This window comes from Nakamurella sp. UYEF19, from assembly GCF_040546275.1.
Taxonomy (GTDB): domain Bacteria; phylum Actinomycetota; class Actinomycetes; order Mycobacteriales; family Nakamurellaceae; genus Nakamurella.
The window spans coordinates 266924-286601 of sequence record NZ_JBEPNO010000002.1 but is presented as its reverse complement, the minus strand read 5'-3'; the positions used below and the strand labels follow the sequence as shown (position 1 = coordinate 286601).

Below are 19678 nucleotides of genomic sequence, written 5' to 3'. Positions count from 1 at the left end.
CGATAGCCGACACCGGTATTGCCTGCTTGGGTACCGTGGTCAACATGAGTAATTTGCCGTTCGGCTTCTCCAACACTGGTGACGACGATCCCGACCGTGCTGGTAGGCCGGAGGGCGTACCGGGTATGCCGGCCGGCTTCGACCTGTCCCAGCTCGGGTCGATGTTGTCGCAGCTCGGACAGATGATGTCGAGCGCGACCCCGAGCTCAGGGCCGGTCAACTACGACCTGGCCAAGCAGCTCGCCACCTCGCAGGTGCCCGCCTCGCACCCGGCGTCCTCGGTCGACGTGAAGCAGATCAAGGAGGCCGTCTCCCTGGCCGAGATCTGGCTGGACGGCGCCACTTCCTTCCCGACCGGTGCCAGGACGGCCACCGCCTGGACGCCGAAGCAGTGGATCGAGGCCACCATGCCGATGTGGGAGAAGCTCTGCTCCCCCATCGCCGACCGGGTGTCGAGTGCCTGGCTGGAGAACCTGCCGGAGCAGGCCAGGGAACAGGCCGGCCCGCTACTGGCGATGATGGGTTCGATGGGCGGCATGGCGTTCGGCTCGCAGCTCGGTCAGGGTCTCGGCCAGCTTGCCGTCGAGGTGCTGACCTCCACCGACATCGGGCTGCCATTGGGCCCCGAGGGAACGGCCGCCCTGCTGCCGCTGGCCGTGTCCGAGTTCGGCAAGGGGCTCGACCTGCCCGAGGACCAGGTCCGGCTCTACCTGGCCGCACGCGAGGCAGCGCACCACCGCCTCTACGCAGGCGTGCCGTGGCTGAAGGAACGGGTCATGACGCTGATCGCGAACTTCGCCGGCGCCATCCAGGTCGACTTCTCCGCGGTAGAAGACCTGGCCGCGAACATGGACATGTCGAACCCGGCCAGCATCGAGGCCGCGCTCGGCCAGGGCATGTTCGAGCCGAAGGTGACGGAAGGTCAGCAGGCCGCGCTGGCGGGTCTGGAGACCGTTCTCGCCCTGGTCGAGGGCTGGGTCGACACCGTCGTGGCCGATGCGGTCGGCGACCGACTTCCGGGTGCCGCCGCACTCCAGGAGACGCTGCGCCGTCGCCGTGCGACGGGCGGGCCGGCCGAGCAGACCTTCGCCACCCTGATCGGCCTCGAGCTGCGTCCGCGCCGGCTGCGTGCCGCCGCCGACCTCTGGCGCGCCTTGGAGGACTCGCGCGGGATCGAGGCGCGGGACGCCCTCTGGTCACATCCTGATCTGCTGCCCTCTAGCTCGGACCTGGACGATCCGAAGGGATTCGTCGACCGCGACAAGGAATTCGCCGACCTGCTCGCCGGTATCGACGAGGTCGACACCAGCGAACTGGACGAACTGGATGACGACCCCGATGGCACGGCCGGACCGACCGTGAAGAAGGGCGAGCCGCCCCGCGACGTCTGATCGTCAGACAGAACTCGACGGTCTCCATAGATCGATGCCGGACTCGACGGCGTGCCGCTCGATGATGGTGAGTTCGTCATCGGTGAACGGCGCACCATCGACGGCGCCGACGTTGTCCTCTAGCTGCTTGACGGACGACGCGCCGATCAGCACCGAGGTCACCCGCGGGTCCCGCAGCGCCCAGGCCAGCGCCATCTGGGCGAGGGTCTGCCCGCGGCCGGCGGCGATGTCGTTCAACGCCCTGATGTGGTGCAGCGCCGTGTCGGTCAACAGTGTCGGGGACAGCGATCCCGGGCGGGAAGCGCGCGAGCCCTCCGGAACACCACCCAGGTAGCGGTCGGTCAGCATGCCCTGGGCAAGCGGGGAGAACGCGATGCAGCCGACGCCGGTTTCGCCGAGCGTGTCCAGCAGGCCACCCTCGATCCAGCGGTTGAACATCGAGTACGACGGCTGGTGGATCAGCAGCGGGGTACCCATGTCGGCCAGGATCGCCGCAGCCTGACGGGTGCGCTCGGGCGAGTACGAGGAGATCCCGGCGTAGAGCGCCCGGCCCGAGACGACGGCGGTGTGCAGGGCGCCCATGGTTTCTTCGAGCGGTGTGTCCGGATCGGCGCGGTGCGAGTAGAAGATGTCGACGTAGTCGAGTCCCATCCGGGCGAGCGACTGGTCGAGGGAGGCCAGCAGGTATTTGCGCGAGCCGCGGTCGCCATAGGGGCCCGGCCACATGTCGTAGCCGGCCTTGGTGGAGATGACGAGTTCATCGCGGTAAGGAGCGAAGTCGTCCCTCATGTGACGCCCGAAGTTGGTCTCGGCGCTGCCGTATGGCGGGCCGTAGTTGTTGGCCAGATCGAAGTGGCTGACTCCGAGATCGAATGCTCTGCGCAGGATCTCGCGTTGAGTGTCGAAACCCTGGGTGTCGCCGAAGTTCTGCCAGAGGCCGAGCGACACGGCCGGCAGCTGCAGGCCGCTTTTCCCGACCCGGCGGTACGGCTGGCGTTCGTAGCGGGCTTCCGCCGCGGTGTATGTCATGTCCCCCATCCTTCCACCGGGCGGCCATCCGTCACGGACAGGCCCGGCCCGGCCCGTCTTTTTCAGCGTCGCCGACCTTCCCCGGGGACCCGGCCGACTGTCGCGTTGCGGGTCTGTCGCTCGACACCCCGAACCGGCTGACTGTGCCGTCCCGGGCGGAGCGCCGACCTGCGGGTACGGTTGGCCACGGTTCCGGGACGAGCGCCCGGACTTTTGCGTCCGACCAGCGGCCCCGCCGCCGGCGGCCTGAGGAGAGGAACAAGGCTGATGGCCGAGACCTACAACGGCTACTGCGTCAAGTGCAAGGAGAAGCGTGACTTCGACGGTGAGGTCCACGAGACCAACGGCCGTCGCATGGCCAAGGGGATCTGCCCTGTCTGTGGCACCAAGATGAACCGGATTCTCGGCAAGGCCTGATCCGCACGTCGCGGGTGCGTCGGGTGTCGGGCCCGCCGCACCCGTGTCCACAGGCAGGGTCGACTGTGGACAAGCCGCCTGCGGCAATCCGGTTTCTGCGACGCTCGTCCAGAGACGGGGAAGCGGTTACCGGACCACCCCCGCCCGGCACCCTGACCGCACCGACGGTCCGGTGACCACGAGGGGGCGAGATGGTGATGGCCGACGTCGTCGAACCCATCGATCTGACGGCTGTGTACACGCTGATCGGTGGATTGGTGGTGACCGCCCGCGCCGACGACACGGTACAGATCGGCAGCGAGCCTGCCCACTCGGTACTGCTGCACCATCCGCCGGCCGACTCGGTCGCCATCCTCCAGAGCCTCGACGGGACCAACACGGTCGCCGACATCCTGGACCACCACCACGCCGATACCCGCGTATGGGTCGACGTCCTGACCCGGTTGCGGGGGGCGCAACTGCTGATCCCGGCCGCTGACTGGTCTTTCCCCGGTGTCGGACCTGAACCTTTCCTCGTCCCCGAACGCGACAGCCTGGTACACCGCCACGGTGTGGCCACCGCCGGCCGCGTGCTGCAGGCCCGCCAGGACGCGGTGGTCGTCGTTCGCGGGACCGGCAGGCTGGCGACTGCCGTTGCGGTCGCACTCGGGCTGGCCGGACTCGGTCACGTCCACCTCCAACCCGATCGACCGCTGCGACCGATCGACCTGCCCACGTCGGTCGACACCCGGCGGGTCGATCCCAGGAAGGGTGGGAGCGATCCCGACGATGACGCGGCGAGACCTGCACCACAACGCGCTGGCTCATCGGGTCGCCTCACCAACGCGTGGCCGGGGCCGTCTGCGGGATCGTCGGTCCGCGCCGACGCAGCGCTGCTGGCCACCCACCTCCGCCGCAGTGTGCCGGGCATCCGCGTGCACGCACCGGCGGCGCACCACCGCGTCTCGCTGGTCGTGCTGGTCGGCGACGGCCCACCGGCACCGTCACTGGCCGCCGAACTGACCGACCGACGGGTTCCTCATCTCGCTGTCCGGGCCGGACTGACCGGAGCCGTGGTCGGGCCGCTCGTGCTACCTGGGAGGTCGAGTTGCCTGGTCTGCGCACTCCGGTACCGGACCGAGGCAGATGCCGGCCGCCCGGCGCTGGAGGAGAGCATGCGGCACGATCTCGTCGTGCCGCCGACGGCGCTCGTCTGTGCGGCGGCCGCACTGACCGTTGCCGAAACTCTCGATCACATCGACGGCATCATCGTGCCCGGCACCGTCGACGGGACCGCGGAGTGGCAATTGGGCGAGCCTGCCCCACGCCGCCGGTCCTGGACGGTGCATCCGGACTGCGGCTGTGGCGCCGCCGCTGCGGCCCGATAAGACCCGAGAAGCACCCTCAGATCGCCGTCGGCATAGGTAATCCCGTCCGCGCCGACGCAGCGGTGCGTAACAATGGTGTGGTGTCCGACATTCCTCGTGGTGCTCTCAACAGGACGGCCCGTCTGGCCAGCCTGCCGCTGTCCGCGGCCGGCCGCGTCGGGCTTGGTTGGGGGCAACGTCTGATCGGACGTGATCGGGGCGATGTCTCGGCCGAGATGCAGCGCCGGACCGCCGAGCAGGTCTTCGAGGTCCTCGGAACGCTCAAGGGCGGCGCGATGAAGTTCGGCCAGGCGCTGAGCGTGTACGAGGCGGGTATCCCCGACGAGTACGCCGAGCCCTACCGGGAGGCGTTGACCAAGCTCCAGAACGCTGCGCCACCGATGCCGCCGAGCACCGTCAACCGTCTGATGGCCGAGCAACTCGGCACCGGCTGGCGCACCCGCTTCGACAAGTTCGACGACGAGGCTGCGGCTGCAGCGAGCATCGGGCAGGTCCACCGCGCGACGTGGAAGGACGGGCGCGAGGTCGCCGTCAAGATCCAGTACCCGGGCGCCGGTGCGGCCCTCAAGGCGGACATGGACCAGCTGAACCGCCTCGGTCCGGTCCTGGGATTGCTCATTCCCGGCATGCAGGTCCGCCCGCTGCTCGCCGAGATCCGCGATCGTGTCATGGAGGAACTGGACTACGCGGCGGAGGCGGCCAACCAGCGCACCTTCGCCCGGGGCTTCGCCGACGACCCGGACTTCCTGGTGCCCAAGGTGCTGGCCAGCGCGCCGAAGGTCATCGTGTCGGAATGGGTCGAGGGTCTCGGCATGGCCAAGATCATCACCGGGGGGACCGTTGCGCAACGGGACCGGGCGGGCGAACTGCTCACCGTCCTGCACTTCTCGGCGCCGGAACGCGTGGGCCTCCTGCACGCCGACCCGCACCCGGGCAACTATCTGTTGACCGCCGACAACCGTTTGGGTGTGATCGATTTCGGGTCGATCGCCCGGCTTCCCAACGGTTCCCCGCCGATCATCGGCCGGCTGTCACGGCTCGCGCTGGATGGCAGGGCCGACGAGGTGCTGGCGGGGCTGCGGGCCGAGGGATTCATCCCGCAGAACTACGATCCCGATCCGGTCGCACTGCTGGACTACCTGAGCCCGTTCGCAGAGCCGCTCCGGCCCAAGGAGTTCCACTTCACCAGGGCGTGGATGCAGTCGCAGGCGGCACGTCTGTCCAGCCTGTCCAGCGAGGATTCAAAGCTGGCCAGACATCTCAACCTGCCACCGTCGTACCTGATGATCCACCGCGTGACCTTCGGGTCGATCGGTGTGCTGTGCCAGCTCGACGCGACAGCCCCCTTCCGCGGGATCGTGGCGAGGTGGCAGCCCGGCTTCTCCGACGCCGACCTGGCGGACGGCACTGGCATCTAATCCCGCCTCCCCACCCGTCCTAATCCCGGTCACCACCAGTCCTGATCGAGCTTGGCCTCCACCGCCCGCACGTTGTCGCGAGCGCACCGCTCGCAGTACCAGAGACCCCCGCGCCGACGGTCGTTGTCGAACATCCAGGTGATCGGTGGACCGGGCGCCGACGCCCCGCAGACCGCACAGCTGAACCATTCGTCGGCTGGATCGTCCACCATGCCGAGCTACGCTACGCGGCCCGACGCGAACGCGCGGATACCGCACCGGGACCTCTCCCGCCCTGGTGGGCGGGATCGGTTCCGGCGCGGCATCGTTTACTTTTCCTGTGCTCCGGCGCACCTCGGCGAGGCGTTCTCGTCACCGCGAGAGCTCGCCCGCCGTCAGGCGTTCTTGGCGTTGGAGCGCTGCCGGCGACTCTGCAGACGCTGACGGTGTGCCACTCGGCTGAGCTCGGCGTCCCGCCGCATGCTGCGCATTCGGTCACGGGCCAGATCTTCCAGCATGAGACTCATCTTGTTCACCTTACGAAGAGGAACCGCCGCCTTGGGGCGGACGGAAGTGTTGCAGGACAGGAAATCTCGACTTCTGAGGACGACATCCCCACTGATGCTGCCGGTCGTGTTCATGCCGCGACCTTGCGGGGACGACCCCGGGGACGCTTGCGGGCGATGACCACGCCCTGATCGAAGATCTCGCCACCCCACACACCCCAGGGCTCGGCCCTGGTCAGTGCGGCGGCAAGACAGGCAGCCCGTGCCGGGCAGTCGGCGCAGAGGACCTTTGCCTTTTCCAGGTCGTCCGGTCGTTCTGCGAAGAACAGGTCCGGATCCCCCTGGTGGCAGGGCAGATCGTCACCGAGAATCGGATCGACGAGCGCATCCGGTTCCTGGCCGAGAAGTAGGCTGATCAAAGTTCTCACCTCCGAAAGTGTGAGTGTTGTTGCCCCGGTGGGGCAGTCGTGGTGTTCGAGGCCGGATGGCCCCGCACAAGTTCTGTGGGTGGCTGTCGTCCGGGGATACACCACGGCCGCGGGTCCCGCCCTGTTGAAGGGAAGGAAGCCGCGGCCGGAGGCGAGCGTCGAGCTGGGTTCTACCTCAGCTGCTCATCCCCGGCCGGTGCCGGAACGTCGGCCTGCGGCGTCGACATCAGATGCCGCAAGGACGCGGGACCTTCGTAGACGCGCACGCGGACTCCGGCGATAACGAGACCGGTCGTGCCGAACTGGCTCTTCAGATTTTTGTTCACGGTCCGGCACCTCCTCTGGTCGTCGTTCCCCCGGCGGGGACTGTTCGGTTGGAACGAGACCGACCATATGCGCCCCTACACCGGGGGCGCAACCGAATAAAGAAGAAGTTTCGGAATTCTTTTCCGGCGCCGGAATATGGCCTGGGGCAGGCCGTTCGGAGCGGCGTCCGGTCAGCGGGTGGCGGCGACGATACCGATCACGTCGGCGCCGCAGGCATCCAGTTTGGTGCGGCCGATCCCCGGGATCGCCAGCAGCGCAGCGTCATCCACCGGCCGGCGCTCGGCGATGGCGAGCAGGGTGGCGTCGGAGAACACCACGTAGGCAGGCACCGACGCAGTGCTGGAGGTCTCCTTCCGCCAGTTCCGCAGCGCCTCGACCAGATCCGGGTCGGCGGTGGACGGGCAGTTCTCGCAACGGCCGATCTTGAGTTCCGCGGGCGAGCTGAGCGGCCCGCCGCAGAGCCGGCAGCGACCGGCGGCTCTTGCACGACCGACCGGTGACACCTCGGGTGCCAGACCCGTCAGGAAGCGACTGCGCTTGCGTCCGCGGCGGCCGCCCTCGGTACGGGACAGCGCCCAGGAGATCGACAACCGCGTCCGGGCCCTGGTGACACCGACGTAGAACAGGCGCCGTTCCTCCTCGATCTCCTCCGGCGTCTCGGCGTGCTGGATGGGCAGGGTCCCGTCCGTCAGGCCGACCAGGAACACTGCGTCCCACTCCAGGCCCTTCGCCGCGTGCAAGGAGGCCAGCGTGACCCCTTCGACGGTCGGGGCGTGCTGCGCCTCGGCCCGCTGGTCCAACTCGGCGACGAGCGCCGTCAGACCGGCGTCGGACTGCTGGTCGGCCAGTTCCTCGGCGACACCGACCAACGCCAGCAAGGAGTCCCACCGGTCGCGCAGCGCGCCGGCGGGCGGTGGTTCGTCCGTCAGCCCGACGGCTCCGAGCAATTGCCGGACCGCCGGTACGAGGGGGACGTCCACGTCCTGGGCGGCGCCCTGCCGCAGGGCGATGATGGCCTGCCGGACCTCCGGGCGGGCGAAGAATCGCTCACCGCCGCGGATCAGATAGGGCACCGATGCGTCGGACAGCGCCTTCTCGTAGACCTCGGACTGGGCGTTGATCCGGTACAGGACGGCGATCCCGGACGGCGGCATCCCGCCGGCGATCAGCGCAGCGGCCTTCTGCGCGACGGATCTGGCCTCGGTCGGCTCGTCCGGGTGCTCGTCGAACGACGCAGGCGGACCGTCGGGAAGGACGGCCACCAGCTTGAGCCGTAGCCGCGCAGCCTTTCCCTGGGCGCCGGCGATGATCCGGTTGGCCAGGGTGACGACCTGCGGCGTCGAGCGGTAGTCACGCTCCAGACGCACCACCGTGGCGTGCGGATAGCGCCGGTCGAAGTCCAGCAGGTTGGCGGGCGAGGCACCGGCGAAGGAGTAGATGGTCTGGTTGGCGTCGCCGACGACGGTCAGCTGGTCGCGGCCGCCCAGCCAGGCGTCGAGCACCTTCTGCTGGAGTGGCGTGACGTCCTGGTACTCGTCGACGACGAAGCAGCGGTACCTGGCCCTGAACTCGCGGGCGACGTCCTCGTCGTCCTCGAGGATGGCTGCCGTGTGCAGCAGCAGGTCGTCGAAGTCCAGCTGTTCGGCCTCGTTCTTCGCCTTCTCGTAACCGGAGTAGACCTTGACGACGGTGGCCGCCGCGACCGGAGTGTCGCGCTGGTGCTTCGCCACCGCGGCCAGGTAGTCCGCCGGACGGATGAGCGAGGCCTTGGCCCACTCGATCTCGCTGGCCAGATCCCGCAGGGTGGCGGCATCGGTACCGGCCCCGGCCTTCTTCGCTGCGAGCGCCACCAGCCGGAGCTTGTGCTCCAGCACCGGCCAGAGGCCGCCACCGACCGCCTTCGGCCAGAAGTACTTGAGCTGCTTGAGGGCGGCCGAGTGGAAGGTCCGGGCCTGGACGCCGGGGACCCCGAGACTCCGCAGCCGCAGCCGCATCTCGCCCGCGGCCCTGGTGGTGAAGGTGACGGCGAGGATCTCGCTGACCGGGTGCGATCCGTTCTCCACCAGGTGTGCGATCCGGTGGGTGATGGTCCTGGTCTTGCCGGTGCCGGCACCCGCAAGGACGCAGACCGGACCGCTGGGCGCGAGGACGGCAGCCCGCTGACCGTCGTCCAGCCCCGCCAGCAGATCCACCATGTCCTCATGTTCGCACGGGTGTACGACAGCCGGAAATCGGCTGGCCGTCCACCTGCCGGATTTTCGTGCAGCTGCCAAGATTTTCGTGCGGCTGCCGGGATTCTCGTGCAGCCGTCAGTCGAGCGCGGCCCAGCCCTCGACCATCCGGCGGGCGATGGAGATGCCGGGCGGCAGGATGAGTCCGTCCGACTCGCCTCCGTTGGCCAGCATCCGGCGGACGGCAGCACGATCGACCCACTGTGCGGCCTCGATCTCGCCGTCACGCGGGAACAGCAGGGATCCGGGCTCGGCCCTCGCGGCGAATCCGACCATCAGCGACCGCGGGAACGGCCAGGGCTGCGATCCGAGGTAACCAATGTCGGTGACGTGCAGGCCGACCTCCTCGGCGATCTCTCTCGTCACCGTGCCCTCGAGGGCCTCCCCGGCCTCGGTGAACCCGGCGAGCACGGACACCCGGCCCGAAGGCCAGCTCGGCTGGCGGGCCAGCACCATCTTGTCGGCGCCGTCGTGGACCAGCACGATGACCGCCGGATCGGTCCGCGGGAACTCCTCGTGCCCGTTGGGGCACAGGCGCGACCACCCGGCCGATCGGGGGGCGCTCGGCTCCCCGCAGCGGGGGCAGAACCTGCCGTTGCGGTGCCAGTTCAGCACCGCGACGGCCGCCGTCATCAGTCCGGCGTCGGTGTCCGACAGCAGGCCGCCGACCTCGCGCAGGGTCGACGGGTCCGGTGAGGTGCCGAACGACCACAGTTCTCCGCCGACGGCGACTTCACCGGGGATCGCCCAGTAGTCGATCGGACCTTCGCTGCCGACCGGTGCGACGGTGCCGAGCAGGACGGCCTCCGGCGGCGGTGCGGCACCCAGATCGGTGGCCGGGTGGTGGGACAGGGACACCCCGGTGTCGGTCGAGTCGATCGGGACCCGGCCGGCCTCGTCCACCGTCAACACCCGGGCGGTCGGCCAGGCCGCGGCCGTCCGGACCGGATCCCGCAGATCCTCCGAGCGGTCGGCCGCCGCCCGGGACAGCACGGGCATCTCGATGGGGAAGCCGCTGGAGAGCATCGTTCCGGATTTCTGCTCCAAGCTCACAGCTGCACCCCGCCGATCGCCGTCAGGGACGACCCGATGGCTTCGAGATCGCCGACCACCACCCCCGTGAACGCCGAGGGCGCAAGGAGAGTCGACGCCACCCGGGCCACGTCGTCGACGGTGACCGCGGACAGCCGGGCCGGATGCTCCCTGACCCAGTCCACGTCCAACCCGAGACCGGCGAGCGAGGAGAGGGTCGAGGCGTAACCGGCCTGGGTCGCAAGGGAGGTGGCCAGCGTGCCGAGGGCGTAGTTCCGGGCAGATTCCACCTCGGCGGGTTCCGGGGCGGTCAATGCCAGCCGGCCCAACTCGTACCGGGCCTCGAGCAGCGCGGGAGCGGTGGAGCCGGTCGTCGTGTCGAAGCTGACCGTCACCGCCGCCTTGCCCGGCCAGAACTCGAAGTTGGAGTGTGCGCTGTAGGTGTAGCCCTTGTCCTCGCGGATGTTCTCGACCAGTCGGGACGAAAAGTAACCGCCGTACACGAGATTCGCCAGTTGCCCGGCGGCGTAGTCCGGATCCGTCCGGTCGAGGGCTGCCGCCGACAGCCGCACCTGGGACTGCACTGCGCCGTCCCGGTGGAAGACTTCGACCGGACCGCCGACCACGGACGGCGGACTCTCCAGCACCCGGACAACCTCGGTGGAAGTCCAGGCAGCCATGGCCTTCTCGACCAGCTGCACGGTCTGCTCCGGGTCCAGGTCGCCGACCAGGATCAGGGTCGAGCCGCTCGGTACCAACGACTTCCGCTGCAGGGTCCGCAACGCGGCGGCACCCACCACCGCGACATCGGCCGCCTCCGGCATCTCCCTGGTCACCGGATGGGTGCCGAAGCGGCGGGTCTGCAGGTGATGTCGCGCCACCACGGACGGCTGGCTGGCCGCGATGGCCAGTTGCTCGACCAACCGGTCGCGCTCCCCCACCACGTCGCGGCGGCGGAACGCAGGCTCCACCAGCGAGGCGGCGAGGATCTCCAGCAGGACGGGGAGTCCGGTGGACAGCACCGATCCGGTCACCCCGAGGCGCTGGGGATCTACCGAGGCGTCCAGGTGGCCGCCGACCATGGCCAGTTCGCCGTCGACCTGCTCCCTGGTCCGAGATCCGGTGCCCAGCAGCAGGGTTGCGGCCAGCAGTTCGGCACGGGCGGTGTGGGCGGCGGTCGTCCCGCCGAACGGCACCCGCAGCCTGACCTCGACCAGCGGGGTGCCCGGCTTGCGCACCGCGATGACCCGCAGACCGTTGTCGATCGTTCTGGTCAGGAGATCCGGATGGGCAGCGGTCCTGGCTTCCGTCAGGGCCGGAACCGGACGCGGACCGATTGCGGTGACGGCGATCTGCTCGGCCGTGCGGGGAGCGACGGCAGTGCCGGCCGATGCCTTGTTGGTCGATCCCTTCTTGGCCGGCGCCTTCTTGGCGGGCGCCTTCTTGGCGGGCGCCTTCTTGGCGGGCGCCTTCTTGGCGGGCGCCTTCTTGGCGGGCGCCTTCTTGGCGGGCGCCTTCTTGGTCACACTCTTCTTCGTGGTCATCACTGAATTGCTCCCGGCACAACCGTCAGGATCGCGCAGCGGGTCGGATCCAAGGTCTTCGCGGCGGCGGCGATCTGGTGGCCGTCGATCTGCTCCAGCAACTGCGGGATCTCGCCGAGCAACTCGGCCCGGCCGTGCAGGAGTTCCAGGGAGCCGATCGAACGGGTCCGGGCGCTGATGCTGTCGTTCTCCCGGTAGAGACCGGAGGTGAACCGAGCGATGGCCCGTGCCCGCTCCTGCTCGGACGGCCCATCTGCGGCGAGCGCGGCGACCTGCTCGCCCGCGGCCTCGATGACACGATCGGCCGGGACGTCGATCGCGTGCAGCGCGCCGAGGACGAACACGTCCGGGTCGCGCGCGTCCAGCGGCCCACCCATCAGGCCGGGACCGGCCCAGATCTCGGTGGCCAGTGCCGCTTCGGCGACGACGGCCGACTGGAGCCTCGAGGATTCTCCGTCGGAGAGCACCTGACCGAGCAGCACGTGGGCCAGGTAGCCCGGCAGATCGGCCACCGGATCGGGCATCCGCCAACCCACTGCGAAGGCCGGGGCCGGAGCGAGGGCATCAGGCTTCTCGAGTCGGCGGACCGTGGTCGGCCACGGCTCCGAGAACGACGGCCGGACCGGGGCCGGGCGGTAGGGCACGTCCTCGAAGTGGCGATGGACCAGGTCGACCGCCTTCGCCTCGTCGAAGTCGCCGCACACCGTCAGGACCGCGTTGGCCGGTGTGTAGTACCGCTCGAAGAAGTCCGCGCAGTCGGGCACGGTCGCGGCATTGAGGTCGACGAAGTCGCCATAACCGTTGTGCGCGTTGGCAAAACTGTCGAACATGACGGGCGGCAGGTCGATCCAGGGAAAGCCGCCATAGGGCCGGTTCAGCACGTTCAACCGGATCTCCTCGCTCACCACGTCCACCTGGTTGGCCAGGTTCTCCGCGGTGATCCGCGGCGCGCGCATGCGGTCGGCCTCCAGGAAGAGGCCGCGTTCGAGCGCGGCGGCGGGCAGCACCTCGAAGTAATCCGTGTAGTCGGTGTGCGTCGAACCGTTGAAGATGCCACCCGAGGACTGCACCAGCCGGAAGTGTTCGAGTTTCGGCAGGGACTCGCTGCCCTGGAACATCAGGTGCTCGAACAGGTGGGCAAACCCGGTGCGGCCCTCCGGCTCCGAACGGAACCCGACGTCGTAGTGGACCGCCACCCCGACGACACCACTGCTGTTGTCCGGTGCGAGAACGACGCGGAGGCCGTTCGCCAGGGTGAAGCGGCTGATCGGGTAGTCCGCTCCGGGAACGCGCGGCCGAGGGGCCCGCATGCCCGCCGAGGAGGCCCTGACCGCCGGGATCCTCTTCGTGGGCGCCTTGATCGCAGACTTGCTCCCGGACTTGGTCCCGGGCTTCTTCTTGACGGGCGTTCTCGCAGTTGGACTCACGCTCCCACCCTAGCCACGCGAAGCGCGCATGCTGTGTCCCCCCTGCTCGCGCCCTGTCTGGCTGCGGCGAACACGCCGTGACGTTGTTGCTCGGCACCATGCCGGGTCGGGAGATACCGGTTCGCTACCGGTTCGCTACCGGGCCGGTCCCTCTGGCCCGCGGTGGGTGAACAGATCCTCGTCCGTGCTGATCTCGTCCCGCCGGAACGGGTGGGACGTCATGCCGGGCATGGCGATGCGGGTCGTCACGTCCGGCTGTTCTTCCTCGGCGTCGGCTACCGCGGGGATGTCCCGGTCCGGCTCTTCGACCGGCTCCGATGGCGACGGCGGAGCGGTGGGCGGCGAATCGGTGGGCGGCGGAGCGGTGGCCGATTGAGCAGTCGGGACCGGCGGCGAGACCGAGGCGGTCGGCGAGACCGAGGCGGTCGGGGTAGGGGTCGCCGCGCCTGCGCCTGCGCGCAGCTGGGCGACCGTCACCCGCGTGGCCGCGCCGGCATGGCGTGACTTCCGGCGGTCGATCATCAGGGCGATGGTGGCCACCACGGCCAGCAGACCGGCCGCCAGGATCGCGATCGGCAGCCACCGGCCGAGGGAGTTGTTCCGCGCGATGGTGGTGCCCGCCAGCCGGACCTGGTCGGTGTCGCCGGACAGGTACTGCACGGCCATCCGCTCCCCGACCCGTCGGCCGCAGGCGCTGAGCGAGCTGCGCACGGCGGGCGTCAGGCTGAGATCGATGATGGTGGAACCTGAACCGGACGTGCAGCTGGGCGAGGACACCACCACGGCATAGGCGTCGACGGGATCGGCGTCGATCGGATCGGTCACGGAGCGGACCGACCAGAGCCAGATGCCGAAGCCGATGGCCGCGAGCACCAGGACGGTGATGGACACCAACGGAATCGATACCCGGACCCGCCTGGTGGTGCTCTGACCGGCACCATGTCTGCCCATCCGCGGATCATGGCACAGTCACACAGAAAATCGCGGGCGCGCACAGAAAATCGCGGGCGCACACAGAAATCGCAGCAGCCGGTGTGCGTGAGATCCTCCGGGCGCGCCGCGGGCCGCCTACTGGCGCAGGCCGGCGCGCCCGAGGTCGGCCAGCTCGCGCCACAGGTGGGCCACCGCCTCGCATCCCTTGAGCAGCAACGACACCGGGGCAGACTCGTTCGGCGCGTGGATCTGGTCGGCGTCGGTCATCACCCCGAGGAAGACCAGTGGAGCGCCGATGACGTCGGCAAGTTCGGCCTCCGGGCCGGAGCCGCCTTCCCTCGTCATCAGCACGTCATCGGCCGGGACGTCGAACGCCAGACCGAGGGCCTTGCGGGTCGCGGTGGTCGCCGGGTGCGTGGTGTCGACGTAGAGCGGAGCCACACCGCCTCCCTCCCAACGGATCTCGACCGTGACGCCGGGACGGGCGATGGACTGCACGTAGTCGGTCACCTGCCTCATGATGGTCGCCGGATCCTGCCGCCCGACCAACCGGAAGGTGAGCTTGGCGTAGGCGTCCGTCGGGACGATCGTCTTGTTGCCAGGCCCGGTGTAGCCACCCCAGATGCCGTTGATCTCGGCGGTCGGGCGGGCGCCGACACGTTCCAAGGTGCTCCATCCGGCCTCGCCGGCGGCGACCCTGGAGGCCGCGGGACCGGTGATCCACTCCTGCTCGTCGAAAGGCAGCGCAGCGGTCGCAGCCCGCTCGGTCTCGGTCGGGTCGATGACCCCGTCGTAGAAGCCGGGCACGGCGATGCGCCGGTTGTCGTCGTGCAGGGCCGCCAGGATGCGGCTGAGTTCGGCGATCGGATTGGGCACCGAGCCGCCGAAGGACCCGGAGTGCAGATCGATGTCCGGCCCGTGCACGTGGATCTCGCCGGCCACGAGGCCACGCATGCCGATGCACACCGACGGCGTCCGTGGCCCGAAGATCCCGGTGTCGGACACCACGACGAGGTCGGCGGCCAGTCGGCCACGGTATCGCTCGAGCAGTTCCATGATGTGCGGCGAGCCGGACTCCTCCTCGCCCTCCACCAGCATGGTCAGGTCGACGGCCGGCGCAGTCCGGCCGGTGGCCGCCAGGTGCGCATCGAGGCCCAGCAGGTGCATGGCGATGTTGCCCTTGTCGTCGCTCGCGCCGCGGCCGTGCAGCACCCCGTCGATGATCTGCGGCTCGAATGGCGGGTGGGTCCACCGATGCTCGCCATCGGCCGGCTGGACATCGTGATGTCCGTACACGACCACCCGGACGGCATCGGGATCCCCGGACGGCCAATGGGCGAGCACCGCCGGCAGGTAGGGTCCGTCCTCCAGCACCTCGACCTCGGGAAAGCCCCTGGCACGCAACTGGTCGGCGAAGAAATGAGCGCTCGCTGCAACATCTGTGCGGTGCTCGGGATCGGCACTCACGGACGGGATCCGCACCCAGTCCTGCAGCGTGTCCAGCCAGCCGTCGGCTCCCCGCAGCACCGCCGAACGTTCGGCTCCCACCTCGGTCGAGATCGTTTCAGTCATGGGCAACAACCTAAACCGTGGCCGGGCGTCCGGACCGGCCGGCCTCGTTGCCCCGTGCTCGAGCCCGCCGGAGTCGGTCGACATCCGAAGCTCGCCATCAGTGGGTGGCGGTGACCTTGTTCAGTCCGGTCGGACGATCGGGGTCGAGGCCGAGCGCCACCGTCGTCTCGATCGCAAGCTGTTGACCCCGGATGACGAGCGGGATGACCGCGAGGGCCTCCCCCACCGTCTGCGGGACCGGCAGCCCGACCGCTCCGTCGACCTTCGCCCAGACCGCCTCGGCGCCCACGCCGATCACGGGTGATCCGAGATCGGCTGCCGCCCTTGCCGTCTGCGCCACATCGTCGAGGACCGGACCGGCCGCGCCGTAGGCGACGACGGCTACGTGCTCGGACGCGACCGTCAACGGGCCGTGCAGGAAGTCGGCGCTGGAGTACCCCTCGTGCACCCGGCGGCTGGTCTCCTTGGACTTGAGCGCACCCTCGAGCGCCGCGGCGTACGTCAGCCCGCGGGCCAGGTGGATGGCCGAGAGGCGGGGGCGCAGGATCTCCACCGCCGCGGCAAGGTTGTCGGTGTCGGCCAGGGTCACGGCGGCTGCGTCGGCGAGCGCGGCCCAGGCCGCGTCACCGCCGGTGTACTCGCCGATCCCGTCGCCAACGGCCTCGGCCAGCAGTGTCACCAACGCGAGCTGCCCGGTCACCGTCTTGGTGGCGGGCACGGCCAGCTCGCGAGAGGTCCCGACGGCCAGCGTCACCGCGGCCGCGCGGGCCAGCGGCGAGTCGTCGTCGTTCGTCACGGCGACCACCATGCCGCCGCCGGCAGCGAGTTGCTCTGCCACATCGACGATCTCGGGGGTCTTGCCGGACTGGGACAGCGCGACGATCAGGCAGTCCTTCGAGTCGGGGTGGTGGTGGTAGCGGGTCAGGATGCTGGGGGCGATCAGGCTCACGGGGAGACCGGTGGCCAACTCCAGCAGGTACCGCGCATGCACGGCCACGTTGTCGCTGGACCCGCGCGCAATCAGCGAGATGCCGCGCAGCCGATCCGGAAGGTGGCTGCGGACCAGTTCGTGCAACGCCGACCGCCGCTCCACGATCCTGGCCAGCACCGCCGGCTGCTCGGCCATCTCGGACCGCACCTGTTCACCCGTCATGGCTCACTCCTGTTCACCCGTCATGGCTCACTGCTGTTCGAGGCATGTTCGCGACTGCTCGCAACATAGCAGTAACGAGCATATCTGAACAGAGGTAGGCCAAGCCTCGCTCATGCGCTTCCGGCGCTCGACCTGCTGCGGCACGAAGACCCCCCAGCTGCCGGGTGGGGTGGGGAGGATTGCGCAGCTAGAGGTCGAAGCCGAGCTTGCGGAGCTGGCGGGGGTCGCGCTGCCAGTCCTTGGCGACGGTCACGTGCAGGTTGAGGTACACCCGGGTACCGAGCAGTTCCTCGATCTGCAGGCGGGCCCGGCGACCGACGGAGGACAGCCGAGAACCCTGGTGCCCCAGCACGATCGCCTTCTGCGAATCACGTTCGACGAAGATCGTGACATAGATGTCGGTCATGTCGGTGCGGCCTTCGCGCCGGCCCATCTCGGTGACGAGCGCAGCCAGGGAGTGCGGAAGCTCCTCCCGGACCCCGTCGAGCGAGGCCTCCCGGACCAACTCCGCGATGCGGGTCTCCATCGGCTCGTCGGTGAGCTCCGCGTCGGGGTACAACCGCGGGCTCACGGGTAGGCGGGAGATCAGCAGCTCGGTCAACAGACCGACCTGCTCGTCGGCCACCGCCGAGACCGGGACGACCTCGGCGAACTCGCGGACCTTCGACAGCGCCAGCAACTGTTCGGCCACCTGCTGGGGTGTGGCCTTGTCGGTCTTGGTGATGATGCCGATGACGGGCGTCTTCGGGGCCTGCTCGGACAGCTCGGCTGCGATCCGGCGATCACCGGGGCCGACCTTCTCGTCCGCCGGCACGCAGAACCCGACCACGTCGACGTCGCTCCAGACGCTGCGCACCAGATCCCCGAGGCGCTCACCGAGGAGGGTGCGCGGTTTGTGCATGCCGGGCGTGTCGACGATGACCAGCTGGGAGTCCGGCCTGGTCACGATGCCGCGGACCGCACGCCGGGTGGTCTGCGGCTTGTCGGAGGTGATTGCGATCTTGCTACCCACGATCGCGTTGAGCAGTGTCGACTTGCCCGCGTTGGGGCGCCCGACGAAACAGGCGAACCCGGAGCGGTGTGCCCCGGGCCCCTGGTCCGGCTTCGACGCGCCCTTGGCCGGACTCACGGGGTGATCCGTTGCAGCACAACACCACTGGCGTCGGCTAGCAGGACCACGCCGGTGCTCATGTCACGGGAGGCGGCCAGCGAGTCGGCGTCCAGTTCGGGGGCGCCGACGATCACGGCTGCTTCCAGCTCACCGGCACCGGAGGCGACCGCGATCGCCACCGCGGCCTGCAGGGCGGTCAGCCGAAGGGACGGCAGGGTGACGGTGGCCGCCGCGTAGGTGCGTCCGTCGTCGTCGCGGACGGCCGCCCCCGAAGTGGTGCCGGCCCGCCCCATCGCGCCCCTGGCCATGGTCACCAGCTTGGCGTCCTCGGCGGGCAGCGCCGCCCCGGCCGGTAGAAGCGGTGGGGCGGCTGTCCCATCAGTGTCGGCGGCACTCATTTCTCGACCTTCTGCTTCTTCTCGGCCCTGCTGTTCTCCGGTGGCCGCACGGGTTCGGGCTCGGACCGACCGTCCTCGAAGTCCAGTTCCGGCTCGTCCTCGGCGGAGTCCTGTACCTCGCGTTCGGTCGCCTCGTCCTCGGTCAGCCGGCGCACCAGAAGAGTCTGCACCCGCGGCCGACCCCGACGATCCACGCCCGCCTCACCGGTGAGCAGGAGTCCGCTGACCACTGCGTGAGCGCCGGGCAGTGCGACCCGACCCAGCAGCTGGGCCAGCAGACCACCGACGGTCTCCACGTCCTCCGAGGGCAGGTCGACGTCGAACACGTCACCGAGATCCTCGACGGGAAGCTTCGCCGAGACCCGGACCACCTCGTTGTCCAGCCGCTCGATCGGGTCAGGCGACTCCACGTCGTACTCGTCGGTGATCTCACCGACGATCTCCTCGATGATGTCCTCGATCGTGACGATGCCGGCTGTCCCGCCGTACTCGTCGACGACGATCGCGAAATGGGTTCGGTCCTTCTGCATGTCGCGCAGCAGCGCGTCGACGTTCTTGCTCTCCGGCACGAAAACGGGCGCGCGCATCACCTCGCCGAGCATCGGACCGCGTTCGCCGGCCCCCATGGCGAGGGTCCTGGCGATCAGATCCTTGATGTAGATGATGCCGAGGACGTCGTCGACATCCTCGCCGATCACCGGGATGCGGGAGAAGCCGGACGCAGTGGCCAGGTGCATCGCCTGCCGCAGAGACTTCGTCTCCTCGATCCAGACGACCTCGGTCCGGGGCACCATCACCTCGCGGACGATGGTCTCGCCGAGTTCGAAGACGCTCTGCAGCATCTCCCGTTCGGCTTCCTCCACCACGCCGCGGTCGCCGGCGATGTTGACCAGCTCCCGCAGCTCGATGTCCGAGGAGAACGGCCCCTCGCGGAAACCGCGGCCGGGCGTGAGTGCGTTGCCGATCAGGATCAGCAGCGAGGCGATGGGCGACAGCACCCGCCCGATGGCGCGTGTGGCACCGGCGGCGACGAGGCCGACGGCATAGGGATGCTGCCGGCCAAGGGTGCGCGGGCCGACGCCTACGGCCACGTACGAGAGCAGCAGCATGACCAGCACGACGACGATGCCGACCCAGAGCTGGAAACCCCAGGTGCTGAGGGCAACGGCCGAGACGATCACCGTCGCGGTGAGCTCGGCACTCACCCGCAGGAGCAGGAGCAGATTCGTGTAGCGGGGCTTGTCGGCGACGATCGCGAAGAGCGAGGAAGCGCCGCGCCTGCCTTCGCGCTGCATCTCGTCGACCCGTGCCGGGGAGACCATGGTGATGGCCGCGTCAGCGGCAGCGAACAGCCCGGCGATCGGAATCAGGGCTGCGGCCAGGATCAGCAGGACTACGTCCAGAGCGTCCACCGG

General features: G+C 69.3%; 18 protein-coding genes. 4 read left to right on the top strand and 14 right to left on the bottom strand.

Features of this window, described 5'->3' with window-relative positions:
* Nucleotides 1–44: 44 nt before the first annotated feature.
* Complete coding sequence (locus ABIB25_RS04500) at nucleotides 45–1391, top strand: zinc-dependent metalloprotease (protein ID WP_354527218.1); 1347 nt, start codon at nucleotides 45–47, stop codon at nucleotides 1389–1391.
* A 3-nt stretch (nucleotides 1392–1394) separates the two neighbouring features.
* Here ABIB25_RS04500 and mgrA read toward each other — a convergent pair whose 3' ends face one another.
* The gene (gene mgrA, locus ABIB25_RS04495) at nucleotides 1395–2420 is read right to left on the bottom strand and encodes an L-glyceraldehyde 3-phosphate reductase (RefSeq protein ID WP_354527217.1); all 1026 of its coding nucleotides are present in this window, start codon (nucleotides 2418–2420) and stop codon (nucleotides 1395–1397) included.
* Between the two features lie 267 nt (nucleotides 2421–2687).
* Between mgrA and ABIB25_RS04490 the strand changes: the two genes are divergently transcribed.
* The 3 genes from ABIB25_RS04490 (at nucleotide 2688) to ABIB25_RS04480 (ending at nucleotide 5622) form a co-directional block, all read left to right on the top strand.
* On the top strand, nucleotides 2688–2837 hold the full coding sequence (locus ABIB25_RS04490; RefSeq protein ID WP_187091641.1) for a DUF5679 domain-containing protein: 150 nt from the start codon (nucleotides 2688–2690) through the stop codon (nucleotides 2835–2837).
* Nucleotides 2838–3034: 197 nt separating this feature from the next.
* The gene (locus ABIB25_RS04485) at nucleotides 3035–4204 is read left to right on the top strand and encodes a hypothetical protein (protein WP_354527216.1); all 1170 of its coding nucleotides are present in this window, start codon (nucleotides 3035–3037) and stop codon (nucleotides 4202–4204) included.
* Between the two features lie 80 nt (nucleotides 4205–4284).
* Complete coding sequence (locus ABIB25_RS04480) at nucleotides 4285–5622, top strand: ABC1 kinase family protein (RefSeq protein ID WP_354527215.1); 1338 nt, start codon at nucleotides 4285–4287, stop codon at nucleotides 5620–5622.
* 29 nt (nucleotides 5623–5651) lie between these two features.
* Here ABIB25_RS04480 and ABIB25_RS04475 read toward each other — a convergent pair whose 3' ends face one another.
* The 13 genes from ABIB25_RS04475 to ABIB25_RS04415 form a co-directional block, all read right to left on the bottom strand.
* Entirely contained in the window at nucleotides 5652–5834 is a 183-nt protein-coding gene (locus ABIB25_RS04475) for a hypothetical protein (protein WP_354527214.1), read from the bottom strand.
* 162 nt (nucleotides 5835–5996) lie between these two features.
* Nucleotides 5997–6128: a hypothetical protein gene (locus ABIB25_RS04470; protein WP_354527213.1), complete on the bottom strand. Its 132-nt coding sequence runs from the start codon at nucleotides 6126–6128 to the stop codon at nucleotides 5997–5999.
* A gap of 110 nt (nucleotides 6129–6238) precedes the next feature.
* The gene (locus tag ABIB25_RS04465; protein ID WP_354527551.1) at nucleotides 6239–6526 is read right to left on the bottom strand and encodes a WhiB family transcriptional regulator; all 288 of its coding nucleotides are present in this window, start codon (nucleotides 6524–6526) and stop codon (nucleotides 6239–6241) included.
* Nucleotides 6527–7032: 506 nt separating this feature from the next.
* Nucleotides 7033–9057 carry an ATP-dependent DNA helicase UvrD2 gene (locus ABIB25_RS04460; protein WP_354527212.1) on the bottom strand — a complete coding sequence of 675 codons (2025 nt, stop codon included), beginning with the start codon at nucleotides 9055–9057 and terminating at the stop codon, nucleotides 7033–7035.
* Nucleotides 9058–9171: 114 nt separating this feature from the next.
* Complete coding sequence (gene nudC, locus ABIB25_RS04455) at nucleotides 9172–10146, bottom strand: NAD(+) diphosphatase (RefSeq protein ID WP_354527211.1); 975 nt, start codon at nucleotides 10144–10146, stop codon at nucleotides 9172–9174.
* Nucleotides 10143–11669, bottom strand: coding sequence for a M16 family metallopeptidase (locus ABIB25_RS04450; RefSeq protein ID WP_354527210.1), 1527 nt, complete (start codon nucleotides 11667–11669; stop codon nucleotides 10143–10145). The genes nudC and ABIB25_RS04450 overlap by 4 nt, the downstream gene beginning before the upstream one ends.
* Entirely contained in the window at nucleotides 11669–12979 is a 1311-nt protein-coding gene (locus ABIB25_RS04445; protein WP_354527550.1) for a M16 family metallopeptidase, read from the bottom strand. Before ABIB25_RS04445 ends, ABIB25_RS04450 begins: the two co-directional genes overlap by 1 nt.
* A 252-nt stretch (nucleotides 12980–13231) precedes the next feature.
* Nucleotides 13232–14047: a hypothetical protein gene (locus ABIB25_RS04440; protein WP_354527209.1), complete on the bottom strand. Its 816-nt coding sequence runs from the start codon at nucleotides 14045–14047 to the stop codon at nucleotides 13232–13234.
* A gap of 117 nt (nucleotides 14048–14164) precedes the next feature.
* Nucleotides 14165–15601, bottom strand: a complete 1437-nt coding sequence (locus ABIB25_RS04435) for a M20/M25/M40 family metallo-hydrolase (RefSeq protein WP_354527208.1) — start codon at nucleotides 15599–15601, stop codon at nucleotides 14165–14167.
* A 97-nt stretch (nucleotides 15602–15698) separates the two neighbouring features.
* A complete protein-coding gene (locus tag ABIB25_RS04430) occupies nucleotides 15699–16754 on the bottom strand; it encodes an SIS domain-containing protein (RefSeq protein WP_354527207.1) in 1056 nt (351 codons plus the stop codon).
* A gap of 187 nt (nucleotides 16755–16941) precedes the next feature.
* On the bottom strand, nucleotides 16942–17883 hold the full coding sequence (gene era, locus ABIB25_RS04425; protein ID WP_354527206.1) for a GTPase Era: 942 nt from the start codon (nucleotides 17881–17883) through the stop codon (nucleotides 16942–16944).
* Nucleotides 17880–18263 carry a cytidine deaminase-like protein gene (locus ABIB25_RS04420; protein WP_354527205.1) on the bottom strand — a complete coding sequence of 128 codons (384 nt, stop codon included), beginning with the start codon at nucleotides 18261–18263 and terminating at the stop codon, nucleotides 17880–17882. Before ABIB25_RS04420 ends, era begins: the two co-directional genes overlap by 4 nt.
* Nucleotides 18260–19675 carry a hemolysin family protein gene (locus ABIB25_RS04415; RefSeq protein ID WP_354527204.1) on the bottom strand — a complete coding sequence of 472 codons (1416 nt, stop codon included), beginning with the start codon at nucleotides 19673–19675 and terminating at the stop codon, nucleotides 18260–18262. The genes ABIB25_RS04420 and ABIB25_RS04415 overlap by 4 nt, the downstream gene beginning before the upstream one ends.
* Nucleotides 19676–19678 lie beyond the last annotated feature (3 nt).